We start from the raw sequence: 17,292 nt of genomic DNA, 5'->3' as shown, positions 1-17,292 counted from the left end.
TAGCGCGCTCCCACAGGTGAAATACGTCTATACACATCCCCTTCTCGGGCGGCTACTATAAAACATGAGGCTCCCACCAGCTGCGGCAATATATGCTCCTTCAGAAAGTGACACTGCCATGCACCCCGAACTGACCGATATCCCCGAAACGATGCTGTGGACCCTGCACAATCGTGCCCGCGAAGCCGCCCGAGCCGACGGGTGCATTACCGACCCCAAATGCCTAGAAATCTACCGGGCTATTGACTACGACTACCAGGCTCATTTCGGCAAAGCAGACGGCTCACACGGGGTGCGTTCCATGCTATTCGATAGGCAGATTAGCCGCTTCATGAAGGAGCACCCGGATGCGGTGATCGTGAACCTGGGTGAGGGCTTGGAAACCCAACGGTACCGCATCGACTCCCCCGGCACCCTGTGGGTGAGCGTGGATTTACCCGCAGGCATTGACATTAGGGAACGGTTCATAGCCCCCGATGAGCGGCACCTGCACGTGGCGAGAAACGCGCTAGATACCACCTGGTTCGACGCTGTCCCCGAAGGGCGCCCGGTCTTCATTGCGGCACAAGGGCTTTTCATGTACTTCACCACAGCAGAAGTCGCTTCCCTCATGCGCTCTATGGCCCGCAGGTTCCCCGGCGCAACCGTCATGTTCGACTACATTGGGCGTTTCCTCTCAAAACGCACCCTGAGCGAGAAGGGGTGGATGAAAACAGACACGTACCGCACCCCACCCATGCCCTGGGGCGTGTACCGTAACGAGCTGCAGCCGCTACTGTCGGCCTGGCTGGGACAGCAGGTGTCTGTACATAACGTTACATTTGAACTCCCCCGTGGGCCGGGGAAATGGTCCGTACTGTTCATTGAAAAGTATTTGCCGCAGCTGGCGAATAAGCTGCCGGGAGTGTGCTGGCTGCAGCTGCCTGAAGCAGATCCAGCATCATGAGTGGGGGCGAAAAACCCGCCGTGCATATTTACTGTCTGCTGTTTGACGGGTACGAAACACTTGATCTTATGGGACCGGTCGAGTTCCTGCACGGTGTACCCGGCGCGCGGCTGCACTATGTCTCGCATTTGGGCGGGGCGGTGCGCAGCACCCAGGGTTTCTCGGTGGCAACAGAGCCGCTGGGTGAGCTGCACCCAGGCGGTGTTCTGCTCATTCCCGGCGGTGCGGGCACTCGAACCCTGGTGCATGATACTGATTTTGTGGAGGCACTCACCCGGTGGGTTCAGCAGAGCGAATACTGTTTGAGTGTGTGCACCGGTTCAGCGCTTCTGGCCGCCACCGGCCTGCTGAATGAACTAGAGGCCACCACGAATAAACGCGCCTTTGACTGGGTGAGAGGCACAAACCCGCACGTGCTGTGGCAGGGCACGGCGCGGTGGACGCATTCGGGGAAGTTCTATACTTCCTCGGGTGTCTCAGCAGGTATGGACATGACGTTGGGGTTTATCGCTGATATTGCAGGCATTGACGAGGCACAGGCGCAAGCCCACCGGTGTGAATACCTGTGGAACCAAGACCCCAGCCACGACCCGTTCTCTGCTTCTTCTGGGCCCTCACCTCAGCCTTAGCCGATGCCACTCAGCAGGGTACGCAGAATCAGGGTGGCCAGGCGGTCAAGCTCAGCTTCGTTTGCTCTAGCGTCCGCCACCCCCTGCGGGCTGGCTGCGGATTCAAGGTCTTTAACAGCCTCATCAACCATGGCACGGTACATGCGTTGTGCCCAGTCAAGGTTTACGTCGGGCGCGATCAGGCCATCGTGCTGTGCGCGTTGAAACAGCACTTCAAGGCGAGCCAGCACAGTACGCCGCTTGGTGATGACGGCGGGGTCGTCCTCACTGAGAATCCCCAGCGCGTACCCCCAGTTAGATTTGGTGCGCATCACGTTCACCGTGAGCCGGTGCAGGGCCACCGGCGGCGGCGCGGTCTCCGGGCTGGCGGCCTCAAAAGCATCATAAAAGTGTTCAATCGCGCTCGCCTGCAGCGCGGCAATAAGTACCTGCCGGCTGGCGAACCGGCGGTGCACCGTGGTGCGGGTTACCCCGGCGGCGGCGGCGATTTGTTCCAGTGAGGCGGTGGGGTCGTGCCGCAGCACCCGTTCGGCCGCCTGCAAAATTGCGGCAGCTGTGCGCTGCGCATCCGACCGCAACGGCTTAACTGTGTCTATCATGCACACATCCCTTCAATATCTGTTACAGCTATGTTACAGTTAATCGGGCGAGGTGCGCACCCGCACCGGAAGTACACTACTCGCGAGGAGGCACATATGAGCACCGAGAAGACCATCCGCGACTACTTCGCCGCCATCCACCGGGGCGGTTGGCAAGATTTCCTGGCCGAAGACATGACCTACGGTTTTAATAGCGCCCTCCAAGACCTCGGTAAGGAAGACTACCTCAATGGGGCCGGTAATTTTCTGGCGATGACCATTGACGTGGACGTGAAGCACCTGGTGATAGACGGCGATCAGGCGGCGGTCATCTCCGACTACTTCGTGAAAACCCCGGCAGGAGCCACCGCAATATTCGAGGTTCCCGAGTTTTTGACCATACACAACGGCAAGCTGACGGGCATCTCCATCTTCTTCGATAGTGCGGCGTTTACGGCACTCATGAAAGGCGAAAAAGTATAGGGTTTCTCCCCATCCCATACCCGAAAGTCACCTTTTCGGCGGACCTCACCGCGTGAAGGTGACTTTTTTGGTACCAAGAGACGACGGTAGGGGCGGTGGCTACCGGCAGATAGAGCCTATCGCAGGCAACAGGGGAATTACGGCGGTGCCGTGCGGGCCGTATCAAATACACCGGGTGGGCATGCAGGCCCCGGTTTTTCGGGCACAGCGCACCGGTAAATTCTGTTGTGAGAGGGTCCCGCGTCATTCAGGTCTGGCGGGGTGCGCATCCTTTAGAATGGAGCCATCACCAAAATAGAGAATAAATGGAGCAACCATGACCCTGCCAACCACCATGCGCGCTGTACAATACACCGAATACGGTGCGTCTAACGTGCTCACCATCAATCAGGTTCCCGTGCCCGCCCCCGGCCCGGGCGAAGTGCTGGTGCGTGTTCAGGCGTTCAGCGTGAACCGCATCGACGCGATCGTACGCTCCGGGCAGATGCGCCTTTTTACCGGCAAGCGATTCCCCAAAGGCACCGGTGTGGATGTGCTCGGTGAAGTGGTGGGCATGGGCCACGGCGTCATGGATTTCAAAATTGGGGACACCGTGTGGGGGTTCTCAGGGTCAATTGCACCTGCACCCACCGGCACCGCCGCCGAATACGTGAGGCTTAAGGCCGGACGCATCTGCCACGCACCGCGTATCCCCAACGTTATTGATGCCGCAGCCCTGCCGCTGGTGAGCCTGGCGGCCCTGCAAGTACTGCGGAAAAACCTGAAGCTTCAGCGCGGGCAGCGCCTACTGGTGGTGGGCGCTACCGGCGGTGTGGGGCACGCGGCACTGCAGATCGGGCAGATTTTGGGGGTTGAGGTAAGCACCGTATCCGCCTCAGACAATATGGCCCTATGCCGCGACCTGGGGGCTGTTGAGGTGTACGACCACGAAGACCTGCCCGATGCCGCGAATGTGACCCCGTTCGATGCGATTATTGACTGCGGCGGCGTGGTCACCGGATACTACCGCAACTACCTCAAACCGCACGGGCGCATGATGACGCTCTCCCCCGATGGGCTTCCCGCAGTACTGACGTCCCTTTTCACGAACCGCCGTGTGGGGTTCCTGCTGGCAACCAAGGCAACCGCTGAGGCAATGAAGTGGATTACCGCCGCCGTTGAACGCGGCAACCTTCGCCCCGTCATTGAGAAACGGTACACGCTGGAGGAGCTGGCCGAAGCGCAAGACTACGTGGATACCAAACACACGCGCGGCAAATTGCTGGTCGTAATGTAAGACCCACCCAGCCACCGCGCACAAGCCCCGCCAAACCCCATGAAGCTAGGGTTCTGGCGGGGCCTTTATGGTGCGAACCTGCGCCCAAGTGTTAAACACGTACACGTCAGTTACAGCGCAAGACACCACAGCACGGGTTCTTGCCTGGTGCGGCTCTAGCTGGCGGGTGTCTCCGGCTGTGTACCAGCTGATGGCTTTCGGGCCTGCTGGAGGGCGTTGCGCCACCCGCCAAACCAGCTGTGAAGCGCGGTTCCTTTCGGGTATTCCTCCCCCGCCTGCTGCGCCCACGCAATGTAGCGGTCATATGTTGGGGTACCCGCCTCATGCTCCAGGTACTCCCGGATACCTGCGAGCGCACGCTCATTACGGGCCTGCACCTCGTCCGGGCTCAGATCACGCGGGGCGCGGGTACCGCACGTACCACCCGCGCGCTGCACAAGCTCCGCCCACTTGAGCCCGCTCTTCTTGGTGAGCGTAACCCCCAAAGGCAGCCCCTGCCCATGCGCCCACTCATCGTAGCGGGCGTTCACAACCCGGCTGCCATGATGCGCTATGTACTGCTTAAGGGCGTCAACGGCCACCTGCACGGAGTCCTGCTCGCTGTCTTTGCTGCGGGCGTATTCCTGCTCCCAATTACGTTCCCGCCGGATGTTCTCAACCCCGGCAGCAATAACCTCAGGCGGTAAGCTCTCATAGTTGCCGCGCATGATTGTTTTGGCGATTTCTACCTGCGTATTCCAGTTTTTATTGAGGTATTTACGCACCAGCACCGCTGAAGGCATACCGGGGACACTGCGCGCATACTCCTCAAATTCAAGGTAGGTGTATTTCTGCCGGGGAGTAGACACGAACTGAACCAGCGCCGCCCACAGGTCAGCTTCACCGTACTTGCCGCGGCGCCTGCGGGGCCTGCTCCGCTCGTCGCCCAGCCCCGCCGCAGCTAAGGCATGTGACCATTTGCCGAAACGGATAATGGGTGTTTGACGGGTGGGGCCGCCGCGAGCCACCGACCAGTCGTTAAACGACATGGACCGGTGGTCTGTGCACTCGTGCCACCACTGCCGCAGCAAATCGATAAGCTGCTGATCCTGCCATTCTTTCTGTTCGTCTCCCTGCGCCCGTGGCTCTACCGGGTAGTGCAGTGCCGCACGGCCTTTGAGGATACGTTTAACCTGCTGACGGGTGAGCCCAAATTCTTCTTCGCACTCCTGCCCGGCCCTATCCGGGTTATGCACCGACCACTCGTACACCATGTGCCGCAGGTCTTCCTGCTCCTGCTCTTTCACGGTGCGGCGCGCAACTTTAAGCTGCGGAACGGAAATATGCGTGTGTGCGGCGTTAATAATCTGCCGGACGCGCTCCCTGGTCACACCGATATCTGTGGCAATAGCGTCAAGAGTCTCACCCGCACTGTAACGGTACACGCATTCCCAGTTGCGGTTTGGCTCGGCTTGGGCGTCATATACGGCGGTGACTGAGGATAAATATAGGGCGGCGTTTTTAGGCTGTTTCAGCTGTTCTTCGGTGAGGCGCAGGTTTTTCTCAATATGGTCTGCATCGGCTTCTGCGGTGAAAACGATGCGTTCGTTAGGGGCGGTTTCACGGGGGTCAGGCATCTTATATCCCAATCAGCATTGAACGGTATTGTTCTCACATCATACGACGCGCGGCAGGTCAGCGCATCCGGGGTGGGCAGCGAAAGAGCAAGTGGCTATTTTTACGACAACAGACGTAGGCTATACCCATGAGAATTGGTATGCGTAAACCCAGTGTGAAACGAATGATTAAGGCCCGCACCACCGGTCGGGCAAAACGCGCCGTGAAGAAAGCTGTGATTCCTGGTTATGGCAGGCGCGGTATGGGGTTTGTGAAGAACCCGAAGCGCTCCGTGAAAGGGGCCATCTACCGCCGCACGACTTTCAGTGTGTGGGATTTGTTCAGGTAAATTACCTGCTTAGAACATAGAAGTTGCCGCGCGGCTTCCCTACCCTATACCCCAGCCTGTTTCTGTTCACACAGCACGCACCCAAAAAGTTATACTTGTATAGTCCTATATATGCATGAGAGTATATAATTATGGAACTTAAACATGCGATTCTTGGACTACTGTCAATCCAGCCGATGAGCGGCTACGACCTCAACCGTGCGTTTAGTAACACTGTGGCGCATTTCTGGTATGCCGACCAGTCGCAAATCTACCGCACGCTCGATAAGCTCACCGCCAACAAGGCGATCACAACGAAAGTAATACATCAAGAGGGAAAACCCAACCGCAAGGTTCACTCACTCACCGCAACCGGGCGGGCTGAGCTGGAAGACTGGCTCACCTCACCCCTTGAGCAAGAGCGGTTTAAAGAGCCTTTTATGGCGCGGCTATTTTTCGCCGCAAACCTTACCCACACCGAAGTGGTACAGCTACTGGCTGAGCGTGAAAAACAGATTGAACGTAAGCTGCAGTCCCTCAAAACTATTGACGCCCCGGCGGAAGACTTAGCATCCGCCCTGCGCGCCGCCACCCTTCGCAAAGGAATTGTTGAGACAGAGGCGGAGCTTGCCTGGATTCAGCAAACCCGCGAAAGTATCACCAGGTTCAGCCCACCTAGTAAGGAGAAATGACCATGACTGCCAAGATGCGAAACAGCAAAGATTACCCTGTGGAGCACGGCCCCCGGCAGGGTGAGACGATTATTTTCCTGCATGGCGGGAACATGGCGGGCTGGACGTGGGACCTTCAGGTTGAGGCCATGCCCGATCGCCACCTGCTCACCCCCGACCTGCCCGGGTACGGCAGGAATACACACGAAGTATGGCCCGGTATTGCCGAGGCCGCTGACAGGATGGCTGCACTCATTCGTTCCCACAGTATCGGCGGGCGAGCGCACATTGTGGGCCTCTCACTCGGCGGTTTCGTGGCGATTGAGCTGATTCGCCGCCACCCCACCCTAGCGTACACATGCACAATTAGCGGATCGCCGCTCTTGGGGTACACCCGATGGGAGCGGATGGTTATTGGCGCCCAGGTTCCGCTCTGGCACCGGCGTTGGTACTGGATTGCGCAGTCCCGCCCGTTTAACATTCCGGCGGAAGATCGGGAACTTTTTGTGCAAACCGCCAGCAGCCCGCAACCGCTCACGAACACTTTACTGTTCCGGGAACTTGGGGTTCGGGCGCTGCCTGCCGAGCCGTTCTCATTCACCGGGCCGGTGCTTGCGGTTGCCGCCGAGCACGATACGCCCTCGGTGCGCCGATCCTTCGACCCGCTGCGTAAGTGCCTGCCGCAGCTGCGCACCTGGGTTGCGCCGGGAATGCATCACGCGTGGAGTGCCGAGAACCCGGAACTATTCGCACGTATGGTTGCCACCCACGCCGATACGGGGCGGTGGCCTCAAGACTAAAGCATAAGCGTGAGCATGGCGTGTTTTAGTCTCTGCCTCCCACGCTGCGCGCGAAAATCTTCGCCTCCCGCACAGTGCCCCGCCGGGGCAAGACGCCATACCCTCAGTGCCCGTATACTCGATAACAACGTTCATTAACACCAGGTTTGCGGCGCATCTTCCGGTTCGCGCCGCCTGACCCCGTGAGGAGGCACCGTGGGTACCATTATCGGATCGATTATTACCGGCGCTATTATTGGCGCATTAGCGCGGGTGTTTATGCCCGGCAGGCAGAATATCTCTATTATCTGGACCATTATTTTGGGGGCCGTCGGGGCTTTTGTGGGCACGTGGGTGGCCGGGTTCTTCGGAGTTGCCCGTACTGCGGGTATTGACTGGATCCGTTGGGCCCTCTCGGTGCTTGCTGCGATGCTCGCCATCTCGGTCTATTTAGGCGTGACCGGCAGGAAGTAGTTTCTTCTATGTTCTGCAAAAGCGGATCCTCGAACACTCTGTTTTGGGGATCCGCTTTTATTGTGTGTTACGGGTGCTTTTTCAAGAGCCCTCCCTTACAGGCACTTATTTATCTTGGTGCCGCGGAGCTGCCTGGGATTGGGGTTCGGAACCCCCTAATGTAGCAAGCAGGCGCCCATTTTCGACGCGTACCAAAGTTTCCAAGGCAGCACGCACCAGAGCAGAATGTTCTTCAATACCGGTGAGTGTAGCCGCTTTAGCAACTAGTTCTTCGTCCAAAGTCACGGTTGTACGCATATCAGCCTCCGCATTAATGGTGGCACATTTATGATGCAGATACCGATACTGCCTATTGGGCATTACGTCGCTGAGCTAGAGAACGGTAATAATCATGGTCCGCCCCATCGGGGTTGTCTTCATCGTAGAAATCAACCATACGAGGGTCATAATCTTTTGCGTTCACGGTTTTATTTCGACTTGGCGCAGCATGTAAGGTACTAGAGCCTTGTGAAAAGGCCAGATACATGTCAGGTACACCTTCCCTACAGCCGATTGAGGCTGGGCGTGTGTTTCAATCCCACCACGCGCAGACGTGCTGCCCTCCTCAGCAGCAGTAACCACGAATTTTGAGGAGAACTCTATATGCCTATCCTTATGGCCACCAATGACATGCTCATCAGTGACCTCAGTAAAAGTAAAGGGGCCCGCTGATGAACCAACCGCGACCTCCAATTGCTTGGATTTCGATGCGGGTTGTACTGTAAACCCTATTTTCTGTACAACACGGTTACGCACCTGCATTATCGTGCGAACCCACGGAGGGGTTGCAGATAAAAAACGGTAGGTAAATTCCTGTGCATCCCAACTAGTGGGTATCTGCACATAGTGACCATCAGAAAAATTCATATTGTTAAATCGCATGTTCAAGACTTCCAGTGTGCTCAGCTGGCCCGAATAATGCAGGTAAAGGCGTATCGCCTACCCCTAGAGGGCGCGTCATACGCCTTAAGCTGCGTTTTTCAGGATACGGACTATTTGCGTGAGGCCTTATGTTCCATGCCCATGTAGATGCCGCCCTGCGCTAGCTCGGTGAGCATTTGTTCGAGGCGTTTGATACGCGTTTCTGATGTCTTGGCGCGGTTGATCCAACCGATATAGTCGTTGCGCTGGTACGCCGGGCGGGCGTTATAGTCGGCGCGTAAACCAGAGCTTTTCAGGGCCGCCGCAATATCGTTCGGCATATGGTGACGTTCGCGCATAAAGCCTCCTGAGGTGGGTGTTGTACCTGTATCCACGCTACCTGTAGTACGGTGGCGGGTTCAAGATCTCAGGGCAAACGCAAACTGTCACATTCCCGCCCCGGCGGGGGCAGCAAGGCTGCTAGCTCGCAAGCCAACACCTATAACGGCCGGGGAGTCAGTGCGCTCAGCCGGGCGTGCTCTTGAGCCACCTGACCGCTTCTAGAGGCTACCGTGAGTGGGCAAAGAGGGGCGCGCACCTTCACGGTGGAGGGTGCGCGCCCGTTTCGGAGAATCACCTTGCGGAAATAGTGTTTCTCAAGCGGTTACATGCCCGGCTTGGTCGGCTTAACCGGGGTTACTGCCGGCACAGCCTTCGGGTCGGGGAGGCTCCCGGGGGACACTGGGACGGCGTTAATAGGTATCTCAGGGGAAAGCTTACCGTCGTAGGTGACCCGGTAGGTTCCGTCAGCCTCTACCCGGGCTACCGTGTGTCCGTCAATATAGTTCTTAGTCCAAGAACCATCCGCCGCGACCACACTGGTGCCGTCTTCCCCGGTGCTCTTCCAGCTGCCGTCACCGTCAACATGGTACGTTGAACCGGTGGTATTCACGTAGTCCCAGGAGCCTTCACGGTGGATGATGTACTGCCCAGGGGTCAGATTATAGTGGCGTGCGCCGCTGTCAGCCTGACCATTAGCGCCAGCCTGTGCGTTGCCAGCACCGTTCTGCTGCGCGCCGCTTTGCTGCTGTGCGGCGGCACCGTTATCGGCGGCGTTAGCGCCAGCGCCCTGGTCTGCCTGGGCACCGCCGCCGTTGCCGTTCGCGGCTGCACCAGCGTTGGGGTTGTTAGGGTTGTTGGGGTTAGCGGCGGCATTATCCCCCTGTGAGCCAGTGGCTGGGGCCTGTTCCGTTGCAGCACCACCGCCAGCGGTGGAGTTCACAGTGCCGCCACCATTGGCGCCTGCACCGGAGCCACCGGAGGTACCGCCGCCGCTGGTACCGCCGTCATTCACGGTGCCAGAGCCACCGGAGGCGGTAGCCGAAGAATGTGTTGATGCGGAAGAAGAGGCGGACGATGAGGGCGCGTTCGACGTGCCACCGGAGTTGTTCGAGCCGCAAGCGCTCAAGGCCACCATTCCAGCAACAGCTAGGGACACGCATGCGGAAACCTTCGTGGTAGTCATGGGTCGCATCCTTTCTGCTGAATAATTATCGGTTGGTTTTTTAACCATCTCACATGACGAGGATACTTTTCAGGATTTATAAGGTTCTGACCAGTAGTTTCACAAAAATACGCAAAATTTAACTGAAAGTTTATACAGAAAAGTAATAAAAGATTGAGATGGCTGCCTCAGCCGCCCTTCAACACGCTGCAACTACGGTGACCCAAGAGCCGCAGCATGTTCACATTCCTAATAATTGGGTACCCTCATGCGCATAAAAAGATAGGGTGTGTAGTATGTAGGAGACATTTTTTATTAGGAAAGGAACCGAGCATGAAGCTTTCTGCCCGTAACCAGCTCGCTGGCACCATTGTTGAGATTACCGAAGGCGCTACCAACGGCATCGTGAAGATTGAGATCGCCCCCGGTCTGATTGTTTCTTCCTCGATCACCAACGCCGCTATTGAGGAGCTGGGTCTGCAGGTTGGCAAGCCCGCTACCGCCATTATCAAGGCATCCAACGTCATGGTTGGTGTTGAGGACTAATCCTCTCCCCTGTGTGCCCGGACGCATCTCATACCGGGCGCAATACTTAAATAATGAGGCTCGGCCCCGGAATGGTTCGTAATAACTATACCGGGGCCGAACTTTTAACCTTTAAAGAAAGCTTTATCTTCTATAATGCACAGCCGTATATTAACACCAGTAAACTGAGCCTAGAATTTACCCCAGTTCACCAGCTCTGAACGGGGCGGCACAATTTCTTTGTTATCCCAGTGCTCCACGATTTTGCCTTCTTTGAGACGGAAAATATCGAAGAACGCATACTTTTCTCCGGCAATATCGGCTTGGGAATACGCCACCACATAATCACCTTGTGAAAGTACGTTGAACACAAAATCGTAGTGGACGTTATTGTCACGCAGATAGTTCAGGTATGCGCCGCTCCCCTGCCCGATGCTCTGGTTATGCTGGATTAGCCCTTCACTGACGTAGCTGTTCAGGCGGTCGTAGTCGCCATTTTGCATAACCTCGGTGAGGAACAAGCGCACCGTTTTCTTGTTGTCTTCGGCGGGCGCGGTGAGGTCTAGCTCAAAGTCGCCGAAGATAGGGTCAGGCTGAGCGCCGTCCGTTGGGTAGGCGTCAATCACATCCCAGTGTTCGATAATGCGCCCCTGCTCGTCGGCACGGAAAATATCGGCGGTCACCCACTGCGCCTGCCCATCATTGAGGTTCTGATGCACGTGCAGGAACACGAACTCGCCGTCCTCTAGGGCGCGTACAATCTGGATGTCACGCTTGGGGTTGCGTTTGAAGAAGTCCTCGAAGAATTGTTGGAAGCCTTTTTTGCCGTCGCGCACGCCGGTCGAATGCTGCGTGTAGCTCTCGCCCATATAGTTGGCGTGCACTTCTGCGATCTCGCCATCACAGATACCCCGCAGGTACAGGTTGCGTGCGTTCTCAAGCTGGGCTGACATGGTTTTCTCCTGGGGTGCCTGTGCTGTGTTTACCGATGCGCGGTTAGGAGCCCGCATAAGGTGAAGACCGGCCCTGAACCTAACTATCACAGTAGCAGGCGGAACCGGTCATGGTATCGGATATTCTATCGGGATTGCTTGCCGATGAGCAATGTTCATGTGGTACCGGTGTGCAAGAGCCTGCTTTTATGACCGCCGAACCGGCACCCACCAAGAAACATATAGACAAAAAGGCCCCTCCCAAGTGAGCTTCGCTGAGAGGCTTGGGAGGGGGACGATCGTTTTAGGGATCAGGTAGCAATACTTGCTGGATTGAATCCGTCGCGTCTTCACTCTTTAGAAAGCCGAGCGAGTTCATCACACACAGAGAACGCGACAAGATCACCTGATGAGGAATTGTTATGCCCCGTAACCAGTCCGTTAGTCGCTGCCGCTGAGCCCTTGTAAGGCCTCTTCGCTGGAACTCGTCCAAGCATAACAGTGCCCCCCAACCTTACGGATACGATGGAGCCCAACAGAAATTATTCTCAGTGGTGCGCAGCCTGCTCTTCTAACTACAAAAATAAACCTTCACTGAATAAAATGCCGAGAATATACTAGAACAAAGTTTCTGTATGCCCTTTGTAGCTGCGAAGTCGGTCTTCTGCTAATATGCAGTATTCCGAGAAAAGCTCTACTCCTATGAAACGGCGACCTAGTTTAAGAGCTACAACCCCTGTAGTACCTGATCCTGCAAATGGATCACATACAATATCATCTATATCAGACCCCGCTTTAATGCATATCTCAACTAGGCTCTCTGGGAACACAGCAAAATGCGCACCTCGAAATTTACCTAATGGAATATTCCAAACCGTCCTTTTATTCCTTCCCATAGGATGAAATGCTTGATCCCAACGCGCGTCATGAAGATTCGAATTTCCCTGATTTTTACCTTTCTCTGGGGTCCCCCCGCGTTTACCAAAGTGCCCGCGGCCGCCACGCATTTTAGAATTCTCACTAAAGGTTACATGGGGTTCTCGAATAGAATCTTGGTTATATTTATAATGTTTACTCTTCGCAAACATAAAAATATATTCATGGTCCGGTGTAGGCCGGTTTTTAACCGATGAGGGCATAGCATTCGGTTTATGCCAAATAATATCTGAACGTAGGATCCATCCTACATCTTGCAATGCTATTGCAACTCGCCACGGAACACCAGCTAATTGCCCCTCGACGTAGCTATCACCAAGATTAAGGAATAAAACTCCTTCAGATGCTGTCTTTTTTAAAAGAATTTTAAATACATTACATAATCGATCCACATATTCACCAACCGATTCCTCCCACCCAATTTCATTATCACCCCCAGAATAGCTACGAAGATGATAATAAGGTGGGCTAGTCACAGTTAGCTGAATAGAATTATCATCGACTTGAGATAATCCTGCCAAAGCATCATCATTAATAATTTTCCAAGAATTCATGAAAGTATTGATTCCACCAACCTATTCAAACGAATTTGTTCATGATCTGTAAAACCAAAAAATTTATTTGGATTTACAGAGAAATGAAATAACTCATCGTACCCTGCAGCTTCAAGATTTTTTTCGTTCTCAGACCAGTTCTCTGCTATTACAACTGGAGCAATAATAACATCCGGATATATTTTACGAATATCTAGATTTGCCTGTTCAATATCACGTGTGAAAAGGTGAGCATGCCCACCCCCCTGAGTCTCACGAGTTTTGACCGGAAGTACTAAGTACCGACTAGTTTCATCATGCCGTTTAAGTTCAGCAACCACGTCATACGTACGGTTTTTTATCTTCAACGGCTTATCGTGAACAATTATGTCAGTAAAATTACCATAGTTACCATGCGTTTTATAGAAGTAACTAATACTCTGAGCCAGTGCTGTCTTTACAGATAACTCAATTTGACTTCCCCGGGCTGCCCTTCTTGATCCTTCAAGTCGGGAAATTAGTACCTCCCGAATAACTGGCCAGGAGAAATATTTTAACTCTGACCTGTACCTTACCAGAAGATGTGCAAATACCTCCGATTCTAGATCTATTCGTTTTGCTTCTGGGTGCGCTACAGTAAATTCCTTAAATGCTGAGCTAACCAACGGATATAAACGCTGTGTTGCAGCATCTCGCACAAGCCAAGCAAAGAAAAGATAGCACGCTTTGGCATGAGCATACGGGACTCCAACACCATTGAATAGCTTTGGTACATCAGACTTTCCCTCAGCAGCAAAACAACGACGCACTCCTTGTTCAAGAGTGAATCGATCCTCAATATCAATAATAACTTCAAGGGAATCTGCACGGCCTGAAACTTGCCGAAAGATTTTTTCCACCCAGTCGTAGAAAGGCTCGGCTTGATCTGCAATTTTCATGAGCTCTGTTAGCCTAAGATGACTAAAATCTACACCGTATATATTTAAATTACTGTAATGGAGTTCCATTATTCCTACCTACACATTAAACCTAAACTCAACCACATCACCGTCGGCCATGATGTAGTCTTTGCCTTCCATGCGGACTTTGCCGCGGGCTTTAGCCTCGTTCATGGAGCCTGCCGCGTCCAGGTCATCGAAGGAAACAACCTCGGCCTTGATGAAGCCGCGCTCAAAATCGGAATGGATCACGCCCGCCGCCTGTGGTGCGGTGTCGCCCTTATAGATCGTCCAGGCGCGCGATTCCTTCGGGCCAGCCGTCAGGTAGGTCTGCAAACCCAGGGTTGAGAAGCCCACGCGAGCCAGCTTATCCAGCCCCGATTCGTCCTGACCGCTCATTTCCAGCATCTCGCGAGCCTCCTCCTCGGAAAGCTCCACCATGTCAGCCTCAAGTTTCGCGTCCAAGAAAACAGCCTCCGCCGGTGCCACCAGCTCACGCAGCTCGGCCTGCTTCTCCTCAGAAGCGAGCACACCCTCATCCGCATTAAACACGTAGATGAAAGGCTTAGCGGTCAGCAGGTTCAGCTCCTTCAAATGCGCCATCTCAAGCTTCTCAGCAGCCGCACGCGAGAAAATCGTGTTCCCGTCCTCAAGAATCTTTTGCGCCTGCTTGTAGGTTGCCAGCTGGGCGGCGTCGCCCTTCTTAATCTTCACGGCCTTCTCAAGGCGCGGAATCGCATTCTCCAAAGTCTGCAAATCCGCCAGAATCAGCTCAGTATTAATGGTCTCCATGTCAGAGGCAGGGTCAACCTTACCGTCCACGTGAATCACGTCCGGGTCATCAAACGCGCGCACCACCTGCGCGATCGCGTGCGCCTCACGAATATTAGCCAGGAACTTATTCCCCAGCCCCTCACCCTCAGAGGCGCCCTTCACAATACCCGCAATATCAACGAACGAGACGGTTGCGGGCAGAATACGCTCAGACCCGAAAATCTCGGCGAGCCGGTTCAGGCGAGCATCCGGCAGGTTCACCACACCAATATTCGGCTCAATCGTAGCGAACGGGTAGTTAGCCGCCAGCACCGTGTTGCGGGTGAGCGCGTTGAACAGGGTGGACTTGCCCACGTTAGGAAGACCGACAATGCCGATAGTCAGAGCCACAGAAAATCCTTCAAAAAATCAGTACCTATAGTCACCCGCACCGCGGAAACAGCTAAAGTGCAGGCACAACTCCCCACCATTCTACAGTGCAGACGGAGAGTATACAGCGCACCGCGAAACACGCCGCACCCACATAGTGAGACACCCCATGTTTCTTCCTCTCCCGGTGCGGTTCTATTTAGAAGAGTTTTTTGCATTCAGAAGCGATATAACCTTCTGAATGCAAAAAACTCTTCTGAATAGGCTTTTCTCTGCCGCGCCGCCCCTTGGGGAACGGCGCCACACCGGCGCGGGAGCAGCCTTCCATGACACTTGTCATAGGCAGATAATGACAGTGCACATTCACATTTTTCTGCCCGCGGTGCTGTACTTAAATCATGAACACGTCACATGTTATTGAGGCCCAAGGCCTCACACAGATTTTTCGTACGCGCAGCGGTAACGTCACCGCCGTCGATAATCTTGACCTGACCATCGACAAAGGCGAAATCGTTGCCCTGCTAGGTCCCAACGGGGCGGGTAAAACCACCCTCATCGACATGCTCTTGGGGCTGAGCACCCCCACCCGCGGTGTCCTCACCATTGACGGTGCCTCCCCCAAAGCCGCAATACAATCCGGAAACATTGGGGCGGTGCTGCAAACCGGCGGGCTGCTCAAAGACCTCACCGTGCAGCAAACCCTCGATATGCTCGCCTCGCTGTACCCCACCCGCCTCGACATGAACCAGGTGCTCGCCGATGCAGACCTGACCGAGTTGGCACACCGCAAAGTCGGCAAATGCTCCGGCGGGCAGCAGCAGCGCATCCGGTTCGCTATCGCCACCATGCACGACCCTAATATCCTCATCCTGGATGAGCCCACCACCGGCATGGACGTTACCGCCCGCCGCACCTTCTGGGAACGCATGGACAAACTCGCCGAAACCGGCAAAACCATTATTTTCGCCACCCACTACCTGGAAGAGGCGCAGAACTTCGCGCAGCGCATCGTGCTCATGGACAACGGAAAGATCATTGCCGACGGCACCTCCGAAGAGATCCGTGACCTCACCGGCGGACGCCACGTGAGCTTCCTCGCCGATAAGCCCATTACCTTCAGCGAATACCCGATGCTGAGCGTCGAAACCAGCGAAGAAAACGGGGCGTACCGGCACCGCACCACCGTGGCCAACGCCGATGAATTCGCGCGAGTGCTGCTCACCAAGTACACCGTGCGCGACCTTGAAATTGTCAAACCCTCACTGGACGAATCGTTCGTTCAGCTCACTGATCGCGCCGCACAGGAGGCCTAAAATGCTACGCTACACACTCTACGAAATCCGCCGATCGGTGCTCTCTTTCTCATCCCTGTTCTACACGATCATTATGCCTGTGGGGCTCTACCTGCTCTTCGGCGCCCTGCAAGACTACGCGAAGATCAAAGTCGCAGATGGTAACGCCGCCGCTTACGTGATGATCGGCATCGCGCTCTATGGCGCTATTAGCTGCACCGTGTCAATCAGCGGCCTGACCGTGGTCGAAAACGTGGCCGGGTGGGGCAGGCAGCTGGGGCTTACCCCCATGAACACCGGCAAATATCTGCTCTCCAAATGCTGCGTGGCGTTCATTATGGCGGCAGTACCAATTACTGCGGTGAACATTGTTGCGCGCATGACCAAAATCGATATGCCGCTGAAGCAGCAGATCGCCTGCGCCGCGCTGTCCATACTATGCGCTATGGTCTTCGGGTTCTTCGGGCTGGCCATTGGGTTTCTGGTACCCAGCGAAAGCGCAGTGGGAATCGCCAACGGCATTCTGGTGGTGTTCTCGTTCTTCGGCACGCTCTTCGCACCGCTCACCAAAGACCTCATGCCCTACGCACGGTTCACCCCGCTGTACGGTGCCGCCGAAATCGCCCGCTACCCCTTCAGCAAAGGGCTCACCATTATTAGCGGCAGCGGCGCCGAATGGAATATGACCGAACCGCTCTGGTACGGGATCGTAAACTTCAGCGTGTGGACGGTTATTTTCGTCGTCGCCACCGCGCTGCTCATGGGCCGCCGCACCAAGCGCTAAAACCCTCATATGACGCGTGCCCACCACATCTTGGGCGCATCCGGC

At 55.3% G+C, this 17,292-nt stretch carries 21 protein-coding genes; 11 read left to right on the top strand and 10 right to left on the bottom strand.

Annotation, left to right across the window (positions count from 1 at the left end; all coding sequences use genetic code 11):
• Positions 1-118 precede the first annotated feature (118 nt).
• Together D8M41_RS01495 and D8M41_RS01490 are read left to right on the top strand one after the other, a co-directional pair.
• Entirely contained in the window at positions 119-946 is an 828-nt protein-coding gene (locus D8M41_RS01495) for a class I SAM-dependent methyltransferase (protein ID WP_126926280.1), read from the top strand.
• Positions 943-1,575 (top strand): DJ-1/PfpI family protein, encoded by a 633-nt coding sequence (locus D8M41_RS01490; protein ID WP_202975988.1) that lies wholly within the window; start codon positions 943-945, stop codon positions 1,573-1,575. Before D8M41_RS01495 ends, D8M41_RS01490 begins: the two co-directional genes overlap by 4 nt.
• Here D8M41_RS01490 and D8M41_RS01485 read toward each other — a convergent pair.
• Positions 1,572-2,174 (bottom strand): TetR/AcrR family transcriptional regulator, encoded by a 603-nt coding sequence (locus D8M41_RS01485; RefSeq protein ID WP_126926279.1) that lies wholly within the window; start codon positions 2,172-2,174, stop codon positions 1,572-1,574. The genes D8M41_RS01490 and D8M41_RS01485 overlap by 4 nt on opposite strands.
• 96 nt (positions 2,175-2,270) lie before the next feature.
• Between D8M41_RS01485 and D8M41_RS01480 the strand changes: the two genes are divergently transcribed.
• Together D8M41_RS01480 and D8M41_RS01475 are read left to right on the top strand one after the other, a co-directional pair.
• Positions 2,271-2,636 carry a nuclear transport factor 2 family protein gene (locus D8M41_RS01480; RefSeq protein WP_006887446.1) on the top strand — a complete coding sequence of 122 codons (366 nt, stop codon included), beginning with the start codon at positions 2,271-2,273 and terminating at the stop codon, positions 2,634-2,636.
• Between the two features lie 316 nt (positions 2,637-2,952).
• Positions 2,953-3,912 carry an NAD(P)-dependent alcohol dehydrogenase gene (locus D8M41_RS01475; protein ID WP_126926278.1) on the top strand — a complete coding sequence of 320 codons (960 nt, stop codon included), beginning with the start codon at positions 2,953-2,955 and terminating at the stop codon, positions 3,910-3,912.
• Between the two features lie 155 nt (positions 3,913-4,067).
• Here the strand turns inward: D8M41_RS01475 and D8M41_RS01470 are convergent, their stop codons facing one another.
• Positions 4,068-5,528 carry a hypothetical protein gene (locus tag D8M41_RS01470; RefSeq protein ID WP_126926277.1) on the bottom strand — a complete coding sequence of 487 codons (1,461 nt, stop codon included), beginning with the start codon at positions 5,526-5,528 and terminating at the stop codon, positions 4,068-4,070.
• 140 nt (positions 5,529-5,668) lie between these two features.
• Here D8M41_RS01470 and D8M41_RS01465 point away from each other — a divergent pair, with 140 nt between their 5' ends.
• The 4 genes from D8M41_RS01465 (at position 5,669) to D8M41_RS01450 (ending at position 7,760) form a co-directional block, all read left to right on the top strand.
• On the top strand, positions 5,669-5,857 hold the full coding sequence (locus D8M41_RS01465; RefSeq protein WP_080727443.1) for a hypothetical protein: 189 nt from the start codon (positions 5,669-5,671) through the stop codon (positions 5,855-5,857).
• Between the two features lie 131 nt (positions 5,858-5,988).
• Positions 5,989-6,528 carry a PadR family transcriptional regulator gene (locus tag D8M41_RS01460; RefSeq protein ID WP_174232399.1) on the top strand — a complete coding sequence of 180 codons (540 nt, stop codon included), beginning with the start codon at positions 5,989-5,991 and terminating at the stop codon, positions 6,526-6,528.
• 2 nt (positions 6,529-6,530) lie between these two features.
• Positions 6,531-7,307: an alpha/beta fold hydrolase gene (locus tag D8M41_RS01455; RefSeq protein WP_126926275.1), complete on the top strand. Its 777-nt coding sequence runs from the start codon at positions 6,531-6,533 to the stop codon at positions 7,305-7,307.
• Between the two features lie 195 nt (positions 7,308-7,502).
• The gene (locus tag D8M41_RS01450) at positions 7,503-7,760 is read left to right on the top strand and encodes a GlsB/YeaQ/YmgE family stress response membrane protein (protein ID WP_126926274.1); all 258 of its coding nucleotides are present in this window, start codon (positions 7,503-7,505) and stop codon (positions 7,758-7,760) included.
• A gap of 105 nt (positions 7,761-7,865) precedes the next feature.
• Here D8M41_RS01450 and D8M41_RS01445 read toward each other — a convergent pair whose 3' ends face one another.
• From D8M41_RS01445 to D8M41_RS01425, 4 genes are all read right to left on the bottom strand, one after another.
• Complete coding sequence (locus D8M41_RS01445) at positions 7,866-8,057, bottom strand: type II toxin-antitoxin system VapB family antitoxin (protein ID WP_037234741.1); 192 nt, start codon at positions 8,055-8,057, stop codon at positions 7,866-7,868.
• A 162-nt stretch (positions 8,058-8,219) separates the two neighbouring features.
• Positions 8,220-8,681 (bottom strand): DUF2867 domain-containing protein, encoded by a 462-nt coding sequence (locus D8M41_RS01435; RefSeq protein ID WP_126926273.1) that lies wholly within the window; start codon positions 8,679-8,681, stop codon positions 8,220-8,222.
• A 110-nt stretch (positions 8,682-8,791) separates the two neighbouring features.
• A complete protein-coding gene (locus D8M41_RS01430; protein WP_126500344.1) occupies positions 8,792-9,019 on the bottom strand; it encodes a YdeI/OmpD-associated family protein in 228 nt (75 codons plus the stop codon).
• A gap of 305 nt (positions 9,020-9,324) precedes the next feature.
• A complete protein-coding gene (locus D8M41_RS01425; protein ID WP_238693449.1) occupies positions 9,325-10,185 on the bottom strand; it encodes a protein RtoA (Ratio-A) in 861 nt (286 codons plus the stop codon).
• A gap of 312 nt (positions 10,186-10,497) precedes the next feature.
• Here D8M41_RS01425 and D8M41_RS01420 point away from each other — a divergent pair, with 312 nt between their 5' ends.
• Positions 10,498-10,710, top strand: coding sequence for a TOBE domain-containing protein (locus D8M41_RS01420; protein WP_037234731.1), 213 nt, complete (start codon positions 10,498-10,500; stop codon positions 10,708-10,710).
• A 170-nt stretch (positions 10,711-10,880) separates the two neighbouring features.
• Here D8M41_RS01420 and D8M41_RS01415 read toward each other — a convergent pair whose 3' ends face one another.
• The 4 genes from D8M41_RS01415 to ychF form a co-directional block, all read right to left on the bottom strand.
• Positions 10,881-11,642: a nuclear transport factor 2 family protein gene (locus D8M41_RS01415; RefSeq protein WP_126926272.1), complete on the bottom strand. Its 762-nt coding sequence runs from the start codon at positions 11,640-11,642 to the stop codon at positions 10,881-10,883.
• A gap of 596 nt (positions 11,643-12,238) precedes the next feature.
• Positions 12,239-13,111, bottom strand: a complete 873-nt coding sequence (locus D8M41_RS01405) for a DNA-methyltransferase (protein WP_126926271.1) — start codon at positions 13,109-13,111, stop codon at positions 12,239-12,241.
• Entirely contained in the window at positions 13,108-14,028 is a 921-nt protein-coding gene (locus D8M41_RS01400; protein WP_126926270.1) for a hypothetical protein, read from the bottom strand. Before D8M41_RS01400 ends, D8M41_RS01405 begins: the two co-directional genes overlap by 4 nt.
• A 78-nt stretch (positions 14,029-14,106) precedes the next feature.
• A complete protein-coding gene (ychF, locus tag D8M41_RS01395) occupies positions 14,107-15,192 on the bottom strand; it encodes a redox-regulated ATPase YchF (protein ID WP_126926269.1) in 1,086 nt (361 codons plus the stop codon).
• 377 nt (positions 15,193-15,569) lie between these two features.
• On the opposite strand from ychF, the gene D8M41_RS01390 reads away from it, so the two are divergent.
• Positions 15,570-16,484 (top strand): ABC transporter ATP-binding protein, encoded by a 915-nt coding sequence (locus tag D8M41_RS01390; RefSeq protein WP_094757618.1) that lies wholly within the window; start codon positions 15,570-15,572, stop codon positions 16,482-16,484.
• 1 nt (position 16,485) lies between these two features.
• Entirely contained in the window at positions 16,486-17,247 is a 762-nt protein-coding gene (locus tag D8M41_RS01385) for an ABC transporter permease (RefSeq protein ID WP_006888712.1), read from the top strand.
• Positions 17,248-17,292 lie beyond the last annotated feature (45 nt).

Source organism: Rothia sp. HSID18069 (assembly GCF_003989155.1).
Taxonomy (GTDB): domain Bacteria; phylum Actinomycetota; class Actinomycetes; order Actinomycetales; family Micrococcaceae; genus Rothia; species Rothia aeria.
This window is presented reverse-complemented; position numbering and strand designations above follow the sequence as displayed.

Coding starts and splice junctions, on each gene's coding strand:
- D8M41_RS01490 (WP_202975988.1), top strand. CDS start 943: ATGAGTGGGGGCGAAAAACCCGCCGTGCATATTTACTGTCTGCTGTTT.
- D8M41_RS01425 (WP_238693449.1), bottom strand. CDS start 10,185: ATGACTACCACGAAGGTTTCCGCATGCGTGTCCCTAGCTGTTGCTGGA.
- D8M41_RS01415 (WP_126926272.1), bottom strand. CDS start 11,642: ATGTCAGCCCAGCTTGAGAACGCACGCAACCTGTACCTGCGGGGTATC.
- D8M41_RS01390 (WP_094757618.1), top strand. CDS start 15,570: ATGAACACGTCACATGTTATTGAGGCCCAAGGCCTCACACAGATTTTT.
- D8M41_RS01445 (WP_037234741.1), bottom strand. CDS start 8,057: ATGCGTACAACCGTGACTTTGGACGAAGAACTAGTTGCTAAAGCGGCT.
- D8M41_RS01495 (WP_126926280.1), top strand. CDS start 119: ATGCACCCCGAACTGACCGATATCCCCGAAACGATGCTGTGGACCCTG.
- D8M41_RS01405 (WP_126926271.1), bottom strand. CDS start 13,111: ATGAATTCTTGGAAAATTATTAATGATGATGCTTTGGCAGGATTATCT.
- D8M41_RS01430 (WP_126500344.1), bottom strand. CDS start 9,019: ATGCGCGAACGTCACCATATGCCGAACGATATTGCGGCGGCCCTGAAA.
- D8M41_RS01475 (WP_126926278.1), top strand. CDS start 2,953: ATGACCCTGCCAACCACCATGCGCGCTGTACAATACACCGAATACGGT.
- D8M41_RS01400 (WP_126926270.1), bottom strand. CDS start 14,028: ATGAAAATTGCAGATCAAGCCGAGCCTTTCTACGACTGGGTGGAAAAA.
- D8M41_RS01485 (WP_126926279.1), bottom strand. CDS start 2,174: ATGATAGACACAGTTAAGCCGTTGCGGTCGGATGCGCAGCGCACAGCT.
- D8M41_RS01480 (WP_006887446.1), top strand. CDS start 2,271: ATGAGCACCGAGAAGACCATCCGCGACTACTTCGCCGCCATCCACCGG.
- D8M41_RS01465 (WP_080727443.1), top strand. CDS start 5,669: ATGCGTAAACCCAGTGTGAAACGAATGATTAAGGCCCGCACCACCGGT.
- D8M41_RS01385 (WP_006888712.1), top strand. CDS start 16,486: ATGCTACGCTACACACTCTACGAAATCCGCCGATCGGTGCTCTCTTTC.
- D8M41_RS01470 (WP_126926277.1), bottom strand. CDS start 5,528: ATGCCTGACCCCCGTGAAACCGCCCCTAACGAACGCATCGTTTTCACC.
- D8M41_RS01460 (WP_174232399.1), top strand. CDS start 5,989: ATGGAACTTAAACATGCGATTCTTGGACTACTGTCAATCCAGCCGATG.
- D8M41_RS01420 (WP_037234731.1), top strand. CDS start 10,498: ATGAAGCTTTCTGCCCGTAACCAGCTCGCTGGCACCATTGTTGAGATT.
- D8M41_RS01455 (WP_126926275.1), top strand. CDS start 6,531: ATGACTGCCAAGATGCGAAACAGCAAAGATTACCCTGTGGAGCACGGC.
- D8M41_RS01435 (WP_126926273.1), bottom strand. CDS start 8,681: ATGCGATTTAACAATATGAATTTTTCTGATGGTCACTATGTGCAGATA.